The 16,964-nt window shown below is 66.6% G+C and carries 13 protein-coding genes and 1 pseudogene; 7 read left to right on the top strand and 7 right to left on the bottom strand.

Going from position 1 to position 16,964, the window contains the following annotated elements; all coding sequences use genetic code 11:
- Window positions 1-94 precede the first annotated feature (94 nt).
- Window positions 95-1,108, bottom strand: coding sequence for a zinc-binding alcohol dehydrogenase family protein (locus ACZ5KU_RS10700; RefSeq protein ID WP_464737119.1), 1,014 nt, complete (start codon window positions 1,106-1,108; stop codon window positions 95-97).
- A gap of 140 nt (window positions 1,109-1,248) precedes the next feature.
- Between ACZ5KU_RS10700 and ACZ5KU_RS10695 the strand changes: the two genes are divergently transcribed.
- Window positions 1,249-2,184, top strand: coding sequence for a GlxA family transcriptional regulator (locus ACZ5KU_RS10695; protein WP_054060730.1), 936 nt, complete (start codon window positions 1,249-1,251; stop codon window positions 2,182-2,184).
- Window positions 2,185-2,212: 28 nt separating this feature from the next.
- Here ACZ5KU_RS10695 and ACZ5KU_RS10690 read toward each other — a convergent pair whose 3' ends face one another.
- A complete protein-coding gene (locus tag ACZ5KU_RS10690; protein WP_054060731.1) occupies window positions 2,213-3,130 on the bottom strand; it encodes a LysR substrate-binding domain-containing protein in 918 nt (305 codons plus the stop codon).
- Window positions 3,131-3,311: 181 nt separating this feature from the next.
- On the opposite strand from ACZ5KU_RS10690, the gene ACZ5KU_RS10685 reads away from it, so the two are divergent.
- The 4 genes and pseudogenes from ACZ5KU_RS10685 to ACZ5KU_RS10670 all read left to right on the top strand — a co-directional run bounded on the left by ACZ5KU_RS10685 (window position 3,312) and on the right by ACZ5KU_RS10670 (window position 7,316).
- Complete coding sequence (locus tag ACZ5KU_RS10685) at window positions 3,312-4,061, top strand: SDR family NAD(P)-dependent oxidoreductase (RefSeq protein ID WP_464737118.1); 750 nt, start codon at window positions 3,312-3,314, stop codon at window positions 4,059-4,061.
- Between the two features lie 86 nt (window positions 4,062-4,147).
- Window positions 4,148-5,446 carry an MFS transporter gene (locus ACZ5KU_RS10680; protein WP_054060733.1) on the top strand — a complete coding sequence of 433 codons (1,299 nt, stop codon included), beginning with the start codon at window positions 4,148-4,150 and terminating at the stop codon, window positions 5,444-5,446.
- 18 nt (window positions 5,447-5,464) lie between these two features.
- The gene (locus ACZ5KU_RS10675) at window positions 5,465-6,313 is read left to right on the top strand and encodes a transketolase (RefSeq protein ID WP_464737117.1); all 849 of its coding nucleotides are present in this window, start codon (window positions 5,465-5,467) and stop codon (window positions 6,311-6,313) included.
- Window positions 6,310-7,316 (top strand): annotated as a pseudogene (locus ACZ5KU_RS10670) (transketolase family protein). Before ACZ5KU_RS10675 ends, ACZ5KU_RS10670 begins: the two are co-directional and overlap by 4 nt.
- Before the next feature lie 210 nt (window positions 7,317-7,526).
- On the opposite strand, the gene ACZ5KU_RS10665 reads toward ACZ5KU_RS10670, so the two are convergent.
- From ACZ5KU_RS10665 to ACZ5KU_RS10645, 5 genes are all read right to left on the bottom strand, one after another.
- Window positions 7,527-8,546: an XdhC family protein gene (locus ACZ5KU_RS10665; protein ID WP_464737116.1), complete on the bottom strand. Its 1,020-nt coding sequence runs from the start codon at window positions 8,544-8,546 to the stop codon at window positions 7,527-7,529.
- Window positions 8,547-8,557: 11 nt separating this feature from the next.
- On the bottom strand, window positions 8,558-9,910 hold the full coding sequence (locus tag ACZ5KU_RS10660) for a c-type cytochrome (protein ID WP_273820656.1): 1,353 nt from the start codon (window positions 9,908-9,910) through the stop codon (window positions 8,558-8,560).
- Between the two features lie 16 nt (window positions 9,911-9,926).
- The gene (locus ACZ5KU_RS10655) at window positions 9,927-12,173 is read right to left on the bottom strand and encodes a xanthine dehydrogenase family protein molybdopterin-binding subunit (protein WP_464737115.1); all 2,247 of its coding nucleotides are present in this window, start codon (window positions 12,171-12,173) and stop codon (window positions 9,927-9,929) included.
- Entirely contained in the window at window positions 12,173-12,631 is a 459-nt protein-coding gene (locus tag ACZ5KU_RS10650) for a (2Fe-2S)-binding protein (protein WP_464737114.1), read from the bottom strand. The genes ACZ5KU_RS10655 and ACZ5KU_RS10650 overlap by 1 nt, the downstream gene beginning before the upstream one ends.
- 105 nt (window positions 12,632-12,736) lie before the next feature.
- Window positions 12,737-13,678, bottom strand: coding sequence for an AraC family transcriptional regulator (locus tag ACZ5KU_RS10645; RefSeq protein ID WP_464737113.1), 942 nt, complete (start codon window positions 13,676-13,678; stop codon window positions 12,737-12,739).
- A gap of 339 nt (window positions 13,679-14,017) precedes the next feature.
- On the opposite strand from ACZ5KU_RS10645, the gene ACZ5KU_RS10640 reads away from it, so the two are divergent.
- Both ACZ5KU_RS10640 and ACZ5KU_RS10635 read left to right on the top strand, forming a co-directional pair.
- Complete coding sequence (locus ACZ5KU_RS10640; RefSeq protein ID WP_464737112.1) at window positions 14,018-15,427, top strand: hypothetical protein; 1,410 nt, start codon at window positions 14,018-14,020, stop codon at window positions 15,425-15,427.
- Between the two features lie 307 nt (window positions 15,428-15,734).
- Window positions 15,735-16,961, top strand: coding sequence for an aminotransferase class V-fold PLP-dependent enzyme (locus ACZ5KU_RS10635; RefSeq protein ID WP_464737111.1), 1,227 nt, complete (start codon window positions 15,735-15,737; stop codon window positions 16,959-16,961).
- Window positions 16,962-16,964 lie beyond the last annotated feature (3 nt).

The raw sequence follows: 16,964 nt of genomic DNA, 5'->3' as shown, positions 1-16,964 counted from the left end.
CGGACGGCGCCCTCCTCCGGGCGCTGCCGACAACCACCGACGAGCCGCCACGGTGCGGCCCGTCGGGGTCTCGCGGCGCCTCCAGGCGCGCCGCTCAGTCCGGGTTCACTTCCAGTACGAGCTTGCCCTGGGCCCGGCCACTCTCGATGAGGGCGTGAGCCCGACGCAGGTTGTCGGCGTTCAACGGGCCGAAGTGCTCGCCCACCGTGGTGCGCAGGATGCCGTCATCCACCAGCAGGGCCACCCGTGTCAGCAGCGCCTGTTGCAGGGCCTGGTCCTCGGTGCGGTACATCGAGCGGGTGAACATGAACTCCCAGTGCAGCGAGATCGACTTGCGCTTGAGCGGCATGGCATCCAGCGACGCCGGGTCATCGATCAGCGCCAGCTTGCCCTGGGGCTTCAGCACTTCGACCAACTGCGGGTAGTAGTACTCGGTATGGGTCAGGCTGATCACGTAGTCGACCTGGGCCACGCCCAACTCCTTCAGTTGGGCCTGCAAGGGCTGACCATGATCGATCACATGATGGGCCCCCAGCTCGCTCACCCAGTCGCGGGTCTGCGGGCGCGAGGCCGTGCCGATGACGGTGAGCCGGGTCAGCCGGCGCGCCAACTGCACGAGAATCGAGCCGACGCCACCGCCTGCGCCGATCACCAGCAGCGACTGGCCCAGCCCGCCCCCTTCCGCCACCCGCAGGCGATCGAAGAGCAGTTCCCAGGCGGTGATCGCGGTCAACGGCAGTGCCGCGGCCTCGGTCGCGCTGATCGATAACGGACGCCGGGCAGCGATGCGCTCGTCGACCAGCCCGTAGTCGGCATAGCAGCCCGGCCGGGTGATGTCGCCCGCATACCAGACCGGGTCACCGACCACGAAACCGCTGACCTCGGCACCCACCCCCTCCACCACGCCGACGGCGTCCCAGCCGAGGATGCACGGCGCAGCGGGCTGCACGCCCAGACGCAACTTGCTGTCCACCGGGTTGACGGCAATCGCCTGGATTTTCACCAGCAGGTCCCGCGGCCCGGGCACGGGCTTTTCCAGTTCGATTTCGTACAGCGCCCGGGGATCGGCCAGGGGCAACCCGGCCTGATCGTAGACAAAGGCTTTCATTGACGTACTCCTGCGTTGGGCTCGCGGCTCATGAGCCGCAGGCGGCTGTTGGCTGATTCCTGGCCATCATCGTGCCGTCCGTTGACCCGAAAACAAATGACATATAGGGTCATGATTCTAGACATCAGGCGATTACGGACATGCATCGAATAGGCTACCTGCTGAGCGAGGGTTTTCAGGTGATGGCGCTGGGCACCCAGACGGTGTTCGAGTTCGCCAACGTGGTGGCCCAGGAGCCCATCTACCAACTGACCAATTACTCGATGGAGGGCGGCCAGGTCCGCTCCTCGATCGGTGCCGTCGTCGACACCGAACGCGCTGACGGCCAGGCCGCCGATACGTGGATGGTCTCCGGGGTGGTCGACCCGCTGGCGCATGAGGTCAGCCAGGCCCAGTTGCAATTCGTGCGCGAGTCCGCCGAACACTGCCGACGCACCGTCGGGCTCTGCACGGGTTCGTTCGTGCTGGCCGAAGCCGGGCTGCTCGATGGTCGGCGGGTCACCACCCACTGGGCGTATGCCGATGCGCTGCGCCAGCGCTACCCGGCGGCGCGTGTGGAAGTCGACCGGATCTTCATCGAGGACAAGGGTGTCTGGACCTCGGCCGGCCTCACCGCGGCCATGGACCTGGCGCTGGGCATCGTCGAAAACGACCTGGGCCCGGAGCTGGCCACCCAGGTGGCGCGGGTGCTGGTGATGTATCACCGGCGCAGCGGCGGCCAGTCGCAGCATTCGCGCATGCTGGCGCTGGCGCCCAAGTCCGACCGCGTGCAGGCGGCCCTGGAGCACGCCCGCGCCAACCTGGCCGGCGACCTGACCCTCGAAACCCTGGCCGCTACCGTGCACCTGAGCCCGCGCCAGTTCAGCCGGGTGTTCCTGGCCGAAACCGGGCTGTCCCCGGCCAAGGCGGTGGAACAACTGCGGGTGGAGTCGGCCCGCCACATGATCGAGCGGGGCCGGCATTCACTGGAGGTCATTGCCCGGGAGAATGGTTTCCGTGACCGCCGACACCTGCGCGAGGTGTTCGTGCGCACGCTGGGCGTTTCACCCCTGTCGCTGCGACGCGAGAAGGCCTGAACAGGGTTGCGGCGACCGCGGCCCCGCGTCAGAAATCGAAGCCGTGTCCCAGCTCCTTCTCCATCCACTGCAGGAAACGCCGCACCCGGGAGAAGTTCGAATGGGCTTTGGGGAACACCAGATGATGAGCCGCCACCGGGGCGCTCAGCGATTCGGGTGACACCTTCACCAGTTCGCCGGAGTCGAGGTACTTGCGCGCCAGCAAAGCGCTCTCCAACGCAAAACCCAGACCATGGCTGGCCGCTTCCAGGGTCATGTAGGAACGGTCGAAACTCAACGTGTAGGGTTTCTCCGGACGGGCCAGGCCGTGCTGGGCAAACCAGGCCGGCCATCTGAGCAAGGTGGCCTCGGAGAGAATCAGCTCGCGGTCCAGCAGGTCCATGGCGCTGCTCACCGGGTGTCGCGCCAGCAGTTTCGGCGCCGCCAGCACCTCGAAGGTTTCGTTGCGCACGGTGCGCACTTCGTAGCTGGGCCAGTTGGGCTCGCCATGGCGGATGTCCACGTCGATCTTGTCGCGGCTGAAATGCAGGGACTCGTAGGAGCACGACAGGTTGATCTGGATGTCCGGGTGTTCATCCCGGAACGCCTCCAGACGCGGCATCAACCAGAGCAGGCCGAAGCTCGGCGCGGAATGCAGGCGCAGGCAGTCCAGGCTGACATCGCTGCTGGCCCGTTCGGTCGCCACCGCCAGGCTGTGCAGCAGGCCGGACACCTCCTTCAGGTACTGTTCGCCCACCGGCGTCAGGGTCACGCCGCGAGCGCCCCGTACGAACAGCTGGCGGCCGATCATGGCTTCCAGTTTGGCCAGTTGATGGCTGACCGCAGAGGGCGTGAGGTCCAGCACCTCGGCCGCGCGGGCGACGTTGCCGAAGCGCGCAGCCTGCTCGAAGGCCTGAATAGCCCTCAGCGGTGGAAGGGGCGGCGCCGTATCGTCGAGAGAGCGCATGGCAAGGGGTCCGCATGTTTTGTGGCTTTCCATTCAACCACCAAGCCGATCGGCTGACGAGTGCTGAATTTTCTTCAGCACTCAATGATTTTTGCGTTATTGCTCACGCTTCGGCCGAGGACCAAGCTGCGCCCATCGATCTCGCGGATCGACTCCATAAAAACAATCAGGGGTTCTCCTCATGCTGCTGCAAGACAAAGTCATCCTCATCACCGGTGCCGCCTCTGCCCGCGGTATCGGCCGGGCCACTGCCAACACCTTCGCCGCCCACGGCGCCCGTGTCGTCATCCTCGACCTGGACGAAGCCGCCGCCCGCGATGCCGCCGCGCAACTGGGCGAAGGCCATCTCGGCCTGGCCGCCAACGTGGCCGACGAAGCCCAGGTGAACAAGGCCGTGGGCCGGATCATCGAGCACTACGGCCGCATCGATGGCCTGGTCAACAACGCCGGCATCACCCAGCCGCTGAAAATCATGGACATCAAGCACAGCGACTACGACAAGGTGCTCGACGTCAGCCTGCGCGGCACCCTGCTGATGTCCCAGGCGGTCATTCCGCTGATGCGCGAACAGGGGTTCGGCAGCATCGTCTGCATGTCGTCGGTGTCGGCGCAACGCGGCGGCGGCATCTTCGGCGGCCCGCACTACAGTGCCGCGAAAGCCGGCGTGCTCGGCCTGGCCAAGGCCATGGCCCGCGAACTGGGGCCGCACAACGTGCGCGTCAATTCGATCGCCCCCGGGCTGATTCACACCGACATCACCGGCGGCCTGATGCAGGACGAGCGCCGCCACGCGATCATCGAAGGCATTCCGCTGGGCCGCCTCGGCGAAGCCGGGGACGTGGCCAATGCCGCCCTCTTCCTGGTCAGCGACCTGTCGTCCTACCTGACCGGTATTACGCTGGATGTGAACGGCGGCATGTTGATTCACTGATGAGCCTCACGCCGGCCCGGCGGCTGGCGTTGTTCTGAATCCAGGGCAGCCCCGCGCGGCCCATAACAACAAGAGATCAGACCCTCATGAGTACCCTCTCCCTGGAGGCGGCCGTGTCCGTCCGCTCCACTGCCTATCGCAAGACCGCCTGGCGGCTCATGCCGTTTCTCATGCTGTGCTACCTGTGCGCCTACCTCGACCGCGTCAACGTCGGTTTCGCCAAGCTGCAGATGATGAACGACCTGGCCCTGAGCGAAACGGTCTACGGCCTCGGTGCCGGCATCTTCTTCCTCGGTTATTTTCTCTGCGAAGTGCCCAGCAACCTGATCCTGCACCGTGTCGGCGCCCGCCGCTGGATCGCCCGGATCATGATCTCCTGGGGCCTCATTTCCGCCCTGTTCGCCTTCGTCGAAACCGCCTGGCAGTTCTACGCCCTGCGCTTTCTCCTGGGTGTCGCCGAAGCCGGCCTGGCCCCCGGTCTGCTGCTGTACCTGACCTATTGGTTCCCCTCCTACCGCCGGGCCAGGATGACCGTGCTGTGGTTCGTCGCCATCCCCCTGTCGGGCATGATCGGTGGCCCGCTGTCGGGCTGGATCATGAACCACTTCGCCGGCGTACACGGCTGGGCCGGATGGCAATGGATGTTCGTCATCGAGGCGCTGCCGACCGTGATCGTCGGCCTGCTGGTGCTGAGCTACCTCAAGGACGGCGTGCACCAGGCGACCTGGCTCACCGACGAGGAAAAGGCCCTGGTCAACCGCGAACTGGCCGAGGACAACAGCCGCAAGGTCACCCACGCCTCGGCCCGGGAGTTCGTTCGCGACCGCCGCCTGTGGCTGCTCGCGGGCATCTACTTCTGCGTGGTCATGGGCCAGTACGCGATTACCTTCTGGCTGCCGACGCTGGTGCGCAACGCCGGGGTTTCCGATCCCCTGCACATCGGCCTGCTGACCAGCCTGCCGTACCTCTGCGCCATTGTCGCGATGCTGCTGATGGGGCGTAGCGGCGACCGTCACCAGGAACGTCGCTGGCACCTGGTGCTGCCGATGATTGCCGGCGCCCTCGGGCTGACCCTCGCGGCCCTGCTGGGCGGCAACCTGCCGCTCTCGATGCTCAGCCTGTGCCTGGCCGCCGCGGGCGTGCTGTCGGCGTCCTCGCTGTTCTGGATGCTGCCCACCACGCTGCTGGGCGGGGTCTCGGCCGCCGCCGGTATTGCCGGCATCAACAGCTTCGCCAACCTCGCGGGCTTCTGCTCACCCTATCTGATCGGCTGGATCACCACCTCGACCGGGTCCAGCGCCCTTGGCATGTACCTGATCACTGGCGTGCTGCTGTTCGGCGCCACGCTGGTCCTGCGCATCCCGGCCGCCCAGGTCAACCGTTAAGTTCCCGGAGTCATCACCATGAGTGTGCATTCATCCTCCACCGCGGCGCTCTCGCTTGCCGAACGCGCCTACAACATCCGTCGCCATGCCCTGCGCATGGGCCAGGTCCAGGGCCAGGGTTATGTCGGCCAGGCCCTGGGCGCTGCCGACCTGCTGGCCGTGTCCTACTTCCATGCCCTGCGCTATCAGCCGCACGACCCCGAGTGGGAGCAGCGCGACCGTTTCTACCTGTCGATCGGCCATTACGCCATCGCCCTCTACGCGGCGCTGATCGAGGCCGAGGTGATTCCCCTGGACGAGCTGGAAACCTACGGTTCGGACGACAGCCGCCTGCCGATGTCGGGCATGGCGGCCTACACGCCGGGTATGGAAATCACCGGCGGTTCCCTCGGTCACGGCCTGGGCATCGCGGTCGGTGCCTGCCTGGGCCTCAAGCGCAAAGGGTCCGACGCGTTCGTCTACAACCTGCTGTCCGACGGCGAACTGAACGAAGGTTCGACCTGGGAAGCGGCCATGTCGGCCTCGCACTGGAAGCTGGACAACCTGATCGCGATCATCGACGTCAACAACCAGCAGGCCGATGGGCACTCCAGCGAAGTGCTGGCCTTCGAACCCATCGTCGATCGCTGGCAGGCCTTCGGCTGGTTCACCCAGCGGGTCGACGGCAACGATATCCCGGCGCTGGTCGCCGCCTTCGATGCCGCCCGCCAGCACACCGGGCCACAGCCGCGGGTGATCATCTGCGATACGCGCATGGGCAAGGGCGTGGACTTCCTCGAATCCCGGGAAAAAACCCACTTCATCCGCGTCGACGAAAACGAATGGGATCTGGCACTGCAAAACCTTCAGGTCGGGAGAACCGCATGAGCACCGCAAACACCCCTCAAACCGGCAAGAAGCGCCTGACCACCTCGGCGATGATCGCGTCCATCGCCGCCGAAGGCCAGGCCACCCGCTCGGCGCCGTTCGGTCACGCGCTGGCGGCACTGGCCGAGCAGCGCCCGGAGATCGTCGGCCTGTCGGCGGACCTGTCCAAGTACACCGACCTGCACATTTTCGCCAAGGCCCACCCGGAGCGTTTCTACCAGATGGGCATGGCCGAGCAGCTGCTGATGAGTGCCGCCGCCGGCATGGCCCGCGAAGGCTGCATACCCTTCGCGACCACCTATGCGGTGTTCGCCTCGCGCCGGGCCTATGACTTCATCTGCATGGCGATCGCCGAGGAAAACCTCAACGTCAAGATCGTCTGCGGCCTGCCGGGGCTGACCACCGGCTACGGGCCAAGCCACCAGGCTACAGACGATCTGGCGATTTTCCGGGCCATGCCGAACCTGATGATCATCGACCCCTGCGACGCCCTGGAAATCGAACAGGCGGTACCGGCCATCGCCGCCCACCAGGGCCCGGTGTACATGCGTCTGTTGCGCGGCAACGTACCGCTGGTGCTGGACGAGTACGGCTACCGGTTCGAGATCGGCAAGGCCAAGACCCTGCGCACCGGCAACGATGTGCTGATCATTTCCACCGGGCTGATGACCATGCGCTCGCTGGAAGCGGCGCAGAAACTGCAGGCCGACGGTGTCGACGTGGCCGTACTGCACGTGCCGACCATCAAGCCCCTCGACGAACAGACCATTCTCGCCGAAGCGCGCAAGCCGGGGCGGCTGGTGGTGACGGCGGAGAACCATTCGATCATCGGTGGGCTGGGTGAAGCCGTGGCCGGCCTGCTACTGCGCAATGGCGTCACCCCGACCTTCCGGCAGATCGCCCTGCCGGATGCCTTCCTCGATGCCGGGCCTTGCCGACCTTGCACGATCGCTATGGTATCTCCACTGACGCGGTAAGTGCCCAGATCAAGGCCTGGCTGTAGTCGTGAAGGCTTGCCCAAGGCTGCCTGAACCGGCGGCCTTGGGCGGCAAAACCATCCTCCCCGCCAGCGCCACGGCCTGTTCAGCGCCGACTCACCTGCGCCAGCGCGTCCCTTGCTCTCGCACCGGCATCGACGCCGACGCGCTCGGCCAACACCTGGGTCAGTTGTGGTGCTGGAGCGGTTGCGCCTGCGCTGATGCGCGCTGCGGCGCTACGCCGAGGACAGGCGCTCGTGCACCTGCTTGGCCCGGGCGACGGTGACGGTGTCGGGCAGCTCGATGCCATTCTTGGCCGCTAGAATCTCCGCCATCACGCTCACCGCGATCTCCGCCGGCGTCTTGCTGCCGATGTACAGGCCGATGGGCCCATTCAGGCGTTGGAGGCTGGCCTCGGTCTCGCCGAAATGCTCGATCAGGCGCTCGCGGCGCAACTGGCTGTTGCGCCGCGAACCGATGGCGCCGATGTAGAACGCCGGGCTGTGCAAGGCTTCGAGCAAGGCCAGGTCATCGAGCTTGGGGTCATGGCTGAGGGCGACGATGCCGGTGCGCAGGTCCACGGCAAAATCGCGAACGACATCGTCCGGCATGCCGACGAGGTGTTCCACACCCGGCACGGCCCAGGTCTCGATGTATTCCGGGCGCGGGTCGCAGACCGCGACCTTGAAGCCGTTGAACAGCGCCATGGTCGCCAGGTACTCGGCCAGCGCACCGGCCCCGATCATCAGCAGCCGATAACCGGGGCCAAGGGTATTGAGCATCCGTTGACCATCGAAGCTGAACTGCTCCGGCGTCGCGGTGGCGGCAAGGGTCACCGCGTTAGAAGCCACTGTCAGGCAGCGGCGCACCAGGCGACCGGCGTCGAGCTGCACCAGCAGTTCGTCCAGCGCCTGCCGGCTCGGCCGCAATTCCAGGACCAGCTCCAGCGTACCGCCACAGGGCAGGCCGAAGCGATGGGCCTCATCGGCCGTGACGCCATAGCGCACCACCTCGACCGGCCCCTCGCCCATACCACTGCCGCCATGGGCCGTGGTGTAGCGGTGGATCAGGTCGTCCTCGATACAGCCACCGGACACGCTGCCCACCACCCGCCCATCGTTGCGCAGCGCCATCATCGAGCCCACCGGCCGTGGCGACGAACCCCAGGTGCGCGCCACGGTGGCGAGCAACACGCGCTCGCCGGCGGCAAGCCAGTCCCGCGCCGTGCGCAGGACCAGCAGGTCGATGCTTTCCATCCGGGCCTCCTTCAGCGCATGTGCAGAATGATCGGGCTGCTGCTGGCCGGATCGGTGTGCCCGCGCAGCTTGCCCACCGCCTGCGCATCCACCGCCCCGGCCTGGTTGCCCCAGGTGCTGCGCACGAAGCTCAGCACCTCGGCGATCTGCTGGTCCGACAGTTGCTCGCGGAACGCCGGCATGCGGTAGGCGTCCGGCACCCCGGCGGCGACCACCCGTTGCGAACCGTTGAGGGTGATGTTGATCGCCGAGGCACTCTCGGCGGCCAACACGGATGTCGCGCCGGCCAGCGGCGGCATCGACTCGGGCTGGCCCTTGCCGTCCAGGCCGTGGCAGGACGCGCAGCGGGTCACGTAGGTCTGGGCCCCCGGTTTCTGTGGGGACGCCGCTGCCGAGGTCGCCTGGTACTGCCAGGGCTCGCCATCGCGCTGGCGGTCGCCGGGCAGCGAGTGGAGGTAACGGGCGATCGCCGCCAGGTCGTCATCGCTCATGAACTGCGTGGAGTTGTTGAACGCCTCGGTCATCGAGCCGAACACCACCGCGTGCCGGTTGCGACCGGTCTTGAGGAACTGCACGATCTCCGGTTCGCTCCAGCGGCCCAGGCCGGTGTTGTGATCGGCACGCAGGCTCGGCGCGTACCAGCCATCGAGCAAGGCGCCGGCGAGGAACGGCGCGCCGGACTCGTCCAGGGCCTTCTCGTTGAAGGCCAGGCCCCGTGGCGTGTGGCAACTGCCGCAGTGACCGGCCCCCTGGACAATGTAGGCACCGCGGTTCCACAGCGGGTCCTGGGCCGGTTTGTCGCTGTAGGGGGCTGAGTCGGTAAACACCGCGTTCCACAGGGCGATCGGCCAGCGCAGGTTCAAAGGCCAGGGAATCGAGCTCTCGGCATTGGCCTGCTGCACCGGTGCCACGCCCTTCATGAAGAACGCGTACAGCGCACGCACATCGTCATCGCTGAGCTTGGCGTAGGACGGATAGGGCATCGCCGGGTACAGGCGCCGACCGCCGGGCGCGACGCCGTGGCGTACGGCGCGGTCGAAGTCCGCCAGGCTGTAGTTGCCGATGCCGGTGTCCCGGTCAGGGGTGACGTTGGTGGCATGGATCGCCCCCAGCGGGGTGGCCATTTCCAGGCCGCCGGCGAACGGCGCACCACCCGGCACGCTGTGGCAGGCCACGCAGTCGCCAAGGCGGGCGACATACTCGCCGCGGCTGACCAGCGCCGGGTCGATGTCGGCCACGGCCAGTGGCTGGTGTTCCAGGGGCGAGGCAGGCTCGCGGGTGACGTACCAGGCCAGCAGGCCTGCCGCGACCAGGCACGGCACAGCCAGCCAGGCAGCGGTTCTTGCGAATCGACTGTTGTTCATGAAGGCTCCGCGCAGGTCAGGTGAAGGTGTAGCGGCTCAACGGCAGGCTACGGATGCGCTGCCCCGTCAACCTCGCCACCGCGTTGGCCACGGCGGGCGCCACCGCCGGCAATGGCGGCTCGCCAATGCCGCCCATCTTCTCCCCGCTCTCGACCACCCGGACGTGCACCCGGGCCATGCGCGAAGGCGGCAGGATCGGGTACAGGTCGTAGTTGCGTGCCCTGGGCTTGCCGTCGAGCCACACCGCTTCCTCGACCAGCGTCTGCGACAGCCCCAGCGCCACGGCGCCGTTGACCTGCGCCTCGACGATGGCCGGGTTGACGATGTTGCCCGGGTCGATGGCCTGCCAGATGTCATGCACCTTGACCTGCCCGTTGTCGATCGAGACCTCGGCGATCACCGCCGTCTGGGTGCCGAACGGCGAGGCCATGGCGACACCGCGGGCGCGCCTGCTGCCATCCTCGGCGGTGAACGGACCGCGCTTCCAGCCGCCGGACAGCTCGCCCACCGCGTTGAGCAGCGTGGTCAGCCGCGGGTTATCGCGCAGCAGGTGCAGGCGCAGTTCGAAGGGGTCCTTGCCGCCCTTGTCCGCCAACTCGTCGAGGAACGCCTCGTAGAAGAAGTCGTTGAGCGAGTTGCCCACCGAGCGCCAGTAGCCGAGCATGGCCGGGCCCTTGACGTAGATCTGCGCGATACGCTTGTTGGCGATCGCATAGGACTTGCCCGCCAGCCCTTCGACGGCGGTGGGGTCGACCTTGTCGCCCTGCTTGCCGGCCAGGGCCTCGGTCGGCCCTTCGGTCGCGCTGATCGCCTCGATGGCGACGGGGAAGCCGTTGTCGTCCAGCGCACCGCGGAACCGCACCGCCGCGATCGGCCGCAGCACATCGCGCAGGAACTCTTCCTCGCGGCTCCAGATCAGCTTGATCGGACGTCCGACCGCCTTCGCCAGGGCAATCGCCTGGGGATAGGGGTTGGCCGAGCCATAGAGGAAATGCCGGCCGAAGAAACCGCCCAGCAGTGGCGAATGCAGGGTGATGCGCGAAGCGTCGAGGCCGGTGAGCTTGGCGATGTCGTTGCGGAACATGTCCGGGGCCTGGTTGGGCAACCAGACCTCCAGCGAACCGTCGGCATTGAACCGCGCCAGGGCCGAAGGCGGCTCCAGCTGGGCATGGTTGAGGTACTGGTTGTGGTAGCTGGCCTCGACGACATGCTTGGCGCCAGCCAATACCTTGGCGACATCGCCTTCGTTCTCGGCATCACGGGCTGGCCCCTGTTCGTTGGCCAGGCGCTGCACGTAGGCTTCGCTGGAAAAGTCCGCCGGCATCACCCGCAGCGGTGAATCGGCGGCCGCCTCCTTCCAGTCGACCTGGAGGGCTTCCACCGCCCGCTTGGCGTGCCACCAGCGCTCGGCGACCACCGCCACCGCGCCCGGCAACTGATGCACCGAATGCACGCCCTTCATGGCCTTGACCTGTTCTTCGTTGCGCAGGCTGCCGACGCTCATGCCCAGGCGTGGCGCGTGCTGCACCGCGGCGTGGAGCATGCCGTCGACCTTAAGATCGATGCTGTAGAGCGCACGTCCCGTGGACTTGTCGTAGGCATCGACGCGCTTGACCGGCTTGCCGATCCAGCGGAACTGGCTGGGGTCACGCAGCTTGACGCTGCCCGGGTCCGGTACCGGCAGGTCCATGGCGCGTTCCGCCAGTTCGCCATAGGCGAGCGAACGACCGGAGGCTGCATGCAGCACCTTGCCCGGCTCGGTCGACAGCTCCGTCACCGGCACGCCGAGCTGCTGCGCAGCGGCCTGCAGCAACATCGCCCGGGCCAGGGCGCCCAGGCGGCGCATGGTCGGGTAGCTCATGCGCACCGACATGCTGCCGCCGGTGATACGCATGCCGTTGTCCATGACCACATAGGCCTCGCCGGGCGGCGCGCTGTCGACCACGAAGGTCGCCGGATCGGCGTCCAGTTCCTCGCCGACGATCTGCGCCATGGCGGTGTAGGTGCCCTGCCCGCCTTCCATGAAGGGGCACAGCAGGCGCACGCTGTTGTCCGGACGAATCTCCAGGAACGCCGGCACCTGGGTGCCGCGCTCGACCGCCGCCGTAGCGGCCTGCACCCGCGCCGAGCCCAGTGGCAGGCCGAAACCGAGGACCAGGGAGCCCACCGCCGTGCCAATCAGGAAGCGGCGCCGGGACAGGTTGACCGGGTCGGCCGACAGTTGGCTGAGGACCTCTTCGGCCCCCTCGATACGACTGTTCATCAGGCTTCTCCCTTCTGCGTAGCCAACTCGTGCACGGCGCTATGGATGGCGTTGTAGGTGCCGCAACGGCACAGGTTGACCATCGCGGCCTCGATCTGCGCATCGCTGGGCTTGGGGTTCTGCTTGAGCAACGCGGTGGCGGCCATGACCTGTCCGGACTGGCAGTAGCCACACTGGGCGACCTGGTGCTCGACCCAGGCGGCCACCACGCGCTTGCCCACGTCATCGGCCTCGATCGCCTCGATGGTGGTCACCTCCCGGCCGACCACGCCGGCCACCGGGGTGACGCAGGCCCGCACCACATTGCCGTCCACCAGCACCGAGCAGGCGCCGCACTGGGCCAGGCCACAGCCGTACTTGGTGCCGGTCATGCCCAGGTCATCGCGGATCACCCACAGCAGCGGCGTGTCGGCGTCGGCATCGACCTGATAGGTCTTCTGGTTGATTCGTAGTTCCATGGCTCACCCGCTCATCATCGGTTGATGTTTCTTCGTTATAGGCGGTGAGGCGCCGGCCGGCGCCCCACCGATCGGTACGCCCAACGGCCGCGTACCCTGAAGCGTTCAATAGGCCGGGACCGCCTCGCCGGTGGGCGAGATTTCGGAGGCCTGGCCTCGCAATGCCGCAATGTCGTGACTGGGCGCGGCACCGAAGAGCCGAGCGTATTCACGACTGAATTGCGAAGGACTCTCGTAGCCCACCGCGAACGCCGCCCGCGACACGTCCAGGCGTTCATTGAGCATCAGCCGCCGCGCTTCGTTGAGGCGCAGCCACTTCTGGAACTGCAGCGGGCTCATGCTGGTGAGCTGGCGGAAATGGTGATGAAAGGTCGGCGCGCTCATCTGCACCCGGGCCGCCAGTTCATCGATACGCAGGGGCATGGCGAAGTTCAACTTGAGCCAGTCGATGGCCTTGGCGATCCGATAGCCCTGGCCGTCGACGGCGGTGATCTGTCGTAACCGCGCCGACTGCTCGCCGTGCAGCAGGCGATAGTGAATTTCGCGCAGCACCAGCGGCGCCAGCACCGGGATCGCCTCCGGCTCATCGAGCAGCGCCAGCAGGCGCCCCACGGCCATTTCCAGGGTCGGGGTCATGTTCGCGATGCCCACGCCCTTGCCCGCGCCACGATCACGGGTCGGCGGCGGCAGGCCGCCCTTGGCGATCAGTTCGGCGAGGATGGACACGTCCAGTTTCAGCACCACGCCGACGCAGGGCTGTGCCGGGCTGGCCATGACCACCTCGGAGTTGGCCGGCAGGTCCAGTGAGGTGACCAGAAACCGCGATGGGTCATAAGCGTAGCCCTCGCCGCCGATCCACAGGCTCTTCTGTCCGCGTGCGACCAGGATCAGGCTCGGCTCGACCATGCACACCGAGGGGGGTATCGGCTGGTCACGTCGAAACAGCACGAGGCCGGGGATCGCGGTCGGGCAATCCCCTTGTTGGCTGATGTGTCGGTCGATACTCGGTGCCAACGGCGATACCGGGCAGTGTTGGGGCTGGTTCATGGCAACGGACTCCTTCGGTCAAACTCTAGACCGCAGGCAGGGGCTTTCCTATGCATCACCCTGCAACTCCAGAGGATTAGGCAAGGATTCGATTGGATTGAGCGACGACGGCGGGGTGTCGGCCAAGAAATAGGGCCTGATGCAAGGGTTCCACCCGGGCACTGATGGCCACAGGCCCTGTTCTGCCCACACGACCTGGCCCCCTGGTCCTCCTTCCCGCGTCGGCCCCGTCCGATAGCGGGTGCTATCTATCTACCACTACTGTAGCGACCGGCATGACGACGCCGCCCCGGCGGCGAACGGACATGCTCTTCAGATCAATCCGTACAGGCGTGACATGTGAGCGTAGGTAGCATCATTTCATCGGCCCCCCGGCTGGTGCAGAACAGTGAATCACGGGCAGGGCACATACCCTCGGTGCGCGAGCCGGATCGGACGCAGGCGGACGATGGCCCGGGTGGGACCGGATCCGCCGAGAGGGCGTCGCCCCCAGGGCAAGCCGGGCAGTCGGCGTTCCGTGCCCTGCTGTCGACACCCGCAGCCGCCTCGGCGCTGATACAGCAGGAGAAGATCGACGTCCTGACCGAACCGCTGAAGCAGGCCAATGCGGTGTTCGCGCAGATACCACGTCCCAGCCCGCTGCAGGACGCACGGCAGGCATTCGAAAAGCACTTCCCGCACGCACCACGGCCGGTGGACCTCAACCATATCCACCTGAAGGTTCATCAGTTGGCCGATACCGCGCAAGCGGAAGACAAGCTGGTCGCCTCGCCCAGCGTTGCCGAGCTGATCGTCGCGCACTACAGCGGCCGGGATATCGACGACCTGCATGGCCGGTACCCGTTCGCTCCCGGCACCTTGTACTACAACCCTGGAAACAGCTACCGACGCGGCGAGACAACGGCCGCGGGTGACGGGAAGCCACTGCTGCCCGGCTTCACCAGCACACAGGATATCCTTCATTTCATCCGGCAACTGCCATCGAACCAGGCCACGGACCTGGCCAGGCAGCAGACCCGGGCCTTCATCACTCCCGGCGAAGACGGCAGGACGCCACACGAGGTCCTGGGAGACATCCGCAAGCAGCAGATAACACTGCAAGCGCGGCAGCAGGACAACGACAGCATCCTCGGCAAGGCGGGCAAGGCGCTGGTCGCAGCGATCGCGAACCACCCGTCCGCGGCCGACCTTGCACGGGCCTACCCCGACGAGCACTCGCGGCCCAGGGTCCACGGCCTTTCAGTCCGCGCCAGCAGCGGCAACCACGTCTTCCCTCCCCTGACGTTGCCGGGGCCGTTCGTGATGGAGCAGCCAGGGAGTGGCGACGAGGGCAGTCTCTTCGTGCTGTGCCTGCCGGGATGGGGACTCAAGGAGTTCGGATCCCGACAGGAACTGATGGCGTCTGTCGCCGCCTCACCGGCACTGTCGAAATTCCTGCCCGAGGAGGTGCAGGCACGCTTGCCGGATGGCACACGCCATGAATTCAACGCGCTCGAACCGATCCCTTCCGACACCCGTATCTTCGCGCACAGTGTCCGCCAGCAGCTCGACAAGCTGGAGCGCGACACCCGCTATCGGCTGGAACAGGCGGGCAAACGCGGGGTGAGCCTGGACGAGTTCGACGGGATCGTCGGTCATTCGGCACGGGATCTTCGCCGGTCGTTCGAACCGCCCCGCTTCGTGTCCCATCCTCCGGTTCCACGCCAGCCCGGGGCCAGCGTGCTGACGGCAATGCCCCTCAGGGCTTGAGACCTTTCAGCCGCCAAAAGGCACGAGACCATCCCGGCGCCCCGATTGGAACCGGCTTGCCCAGACCCACCGGGGCGCCTCACGCCATGAGCCCGTCAGATGCCGAGATATCAGCCTCGGCGGCCTGGGCCAGACGGATAGCAGCACATCCGTTGAGCCGGACGAATCAAATGCAGTATTCAAACCGCTGAATATGCAGGATTCCTGCATGGAGCCAGTTCTTTCGCCCGCTTTTGCCGACTTCGTGCGCGGCTCAAGCCTTAGGCTATGCCCTATCGAATCCCCGCGCACAACAGGAGTCTTGCCAATGCCCGCCCTGGATCTTTCGTTCATCCGCCGCCAGTTCCCGGCCTTTTCCGAACCCTCCCTGCAAGGCCAGGCGTTCTTCGACAACGCTGGCGGTTCCTACGCCTGCCAACCCGTGATCGACCATCTGGACCGTTTCTATCGCCGGCACAAGATGCAGCCCTACGGCGCCCACCCGGCCTCGCGCCAGGGTGGCGAGCAGATGGACCGCTCGCACGCCGAAATCGCCGCCTATCTCGGGGTGTCGCCGGAAGAGGTGCACCTGGGCCCCTCCTCCTCGCAGAACACCTATGTGCTGGCCGAGGCCTTTGCCAATCGGCTCGAGGCGGGAGACGAAATCATCGTCACCAACCAGGACCACGAAGCCAACAACGGCGTCTGGCGGCGGCTGGCCAAACGCGGAATGGTCATTCGGGAATGGCAGGTCGACGCCACCACCGGCTCCCTCGACCCGAGCGAACTGCAGAAGCTGCTGAGCCCGCGCACCCGGGTGGTCGCCTTCACCCACTGCTCTAATATCCTGGGTGAGATCAACCCGGTGCGGGAAATCTGCGAGATCGTCCATGCCGCAGGTGCCCAGGCGGTGATCGATGGGGTTTCCTACGCCGGCCATGGTTTCCCGGACGTGGACGCGCTCGGCGCCGACATCTATCTCTTTTCGCTGTACAAGACCTTCGGCCCGCACCTGGGGGCCATGGTCATTCGCCGCCCGTTGATGGACTGGCTCGGCAACCAGGCGCACTACTTCAACGAGGCCTACCTGGCAAAGTGGTTCGTCCCCGCCGGCCCCGACCATGCCCAGGTCGCTGCCGCCAGCGGCGTCACCACCTACTTCGACCAGGTGCATGCCCATCACTTCCCCGCCGCCGACCGCCGCGAGCGCGCCGCCAACGTGCGCCAGCTGTTGCGCTGCGCCGAGGCGGCGCTGCTGCCGCCCTTGCTGGAGTTCTGCGCCGGGGATTGCCGCGTGCGCCTGCTCGGCCCAAGCGACGTACGGAACAAGGCCGCCACCGTCTCCCTGCAAACCCTGAACGCCAGCCCGCGCGAGATCGCCGCCCGGCTGGCAACGCGAGGCATCATTGCCGGCGCGGGCCACTTCTACGCGGTGCGCCTGTTGCAGGCGCTGGATGTCGACCCGCAGGAAGGCGTGCTGCGCCTATCCTTCGTGCACTACACCGCCGCCGAAGAGATGCAGCAGTTGATCCAGGCCCTGGACGCGTCGCTCTGACCA

Source organism: Pseudomonas sp. Tof1 (assembly GCF_055390395.1).
This window is presented reverse-complemented; position numbering and strand designations above follow the sequence as displayed.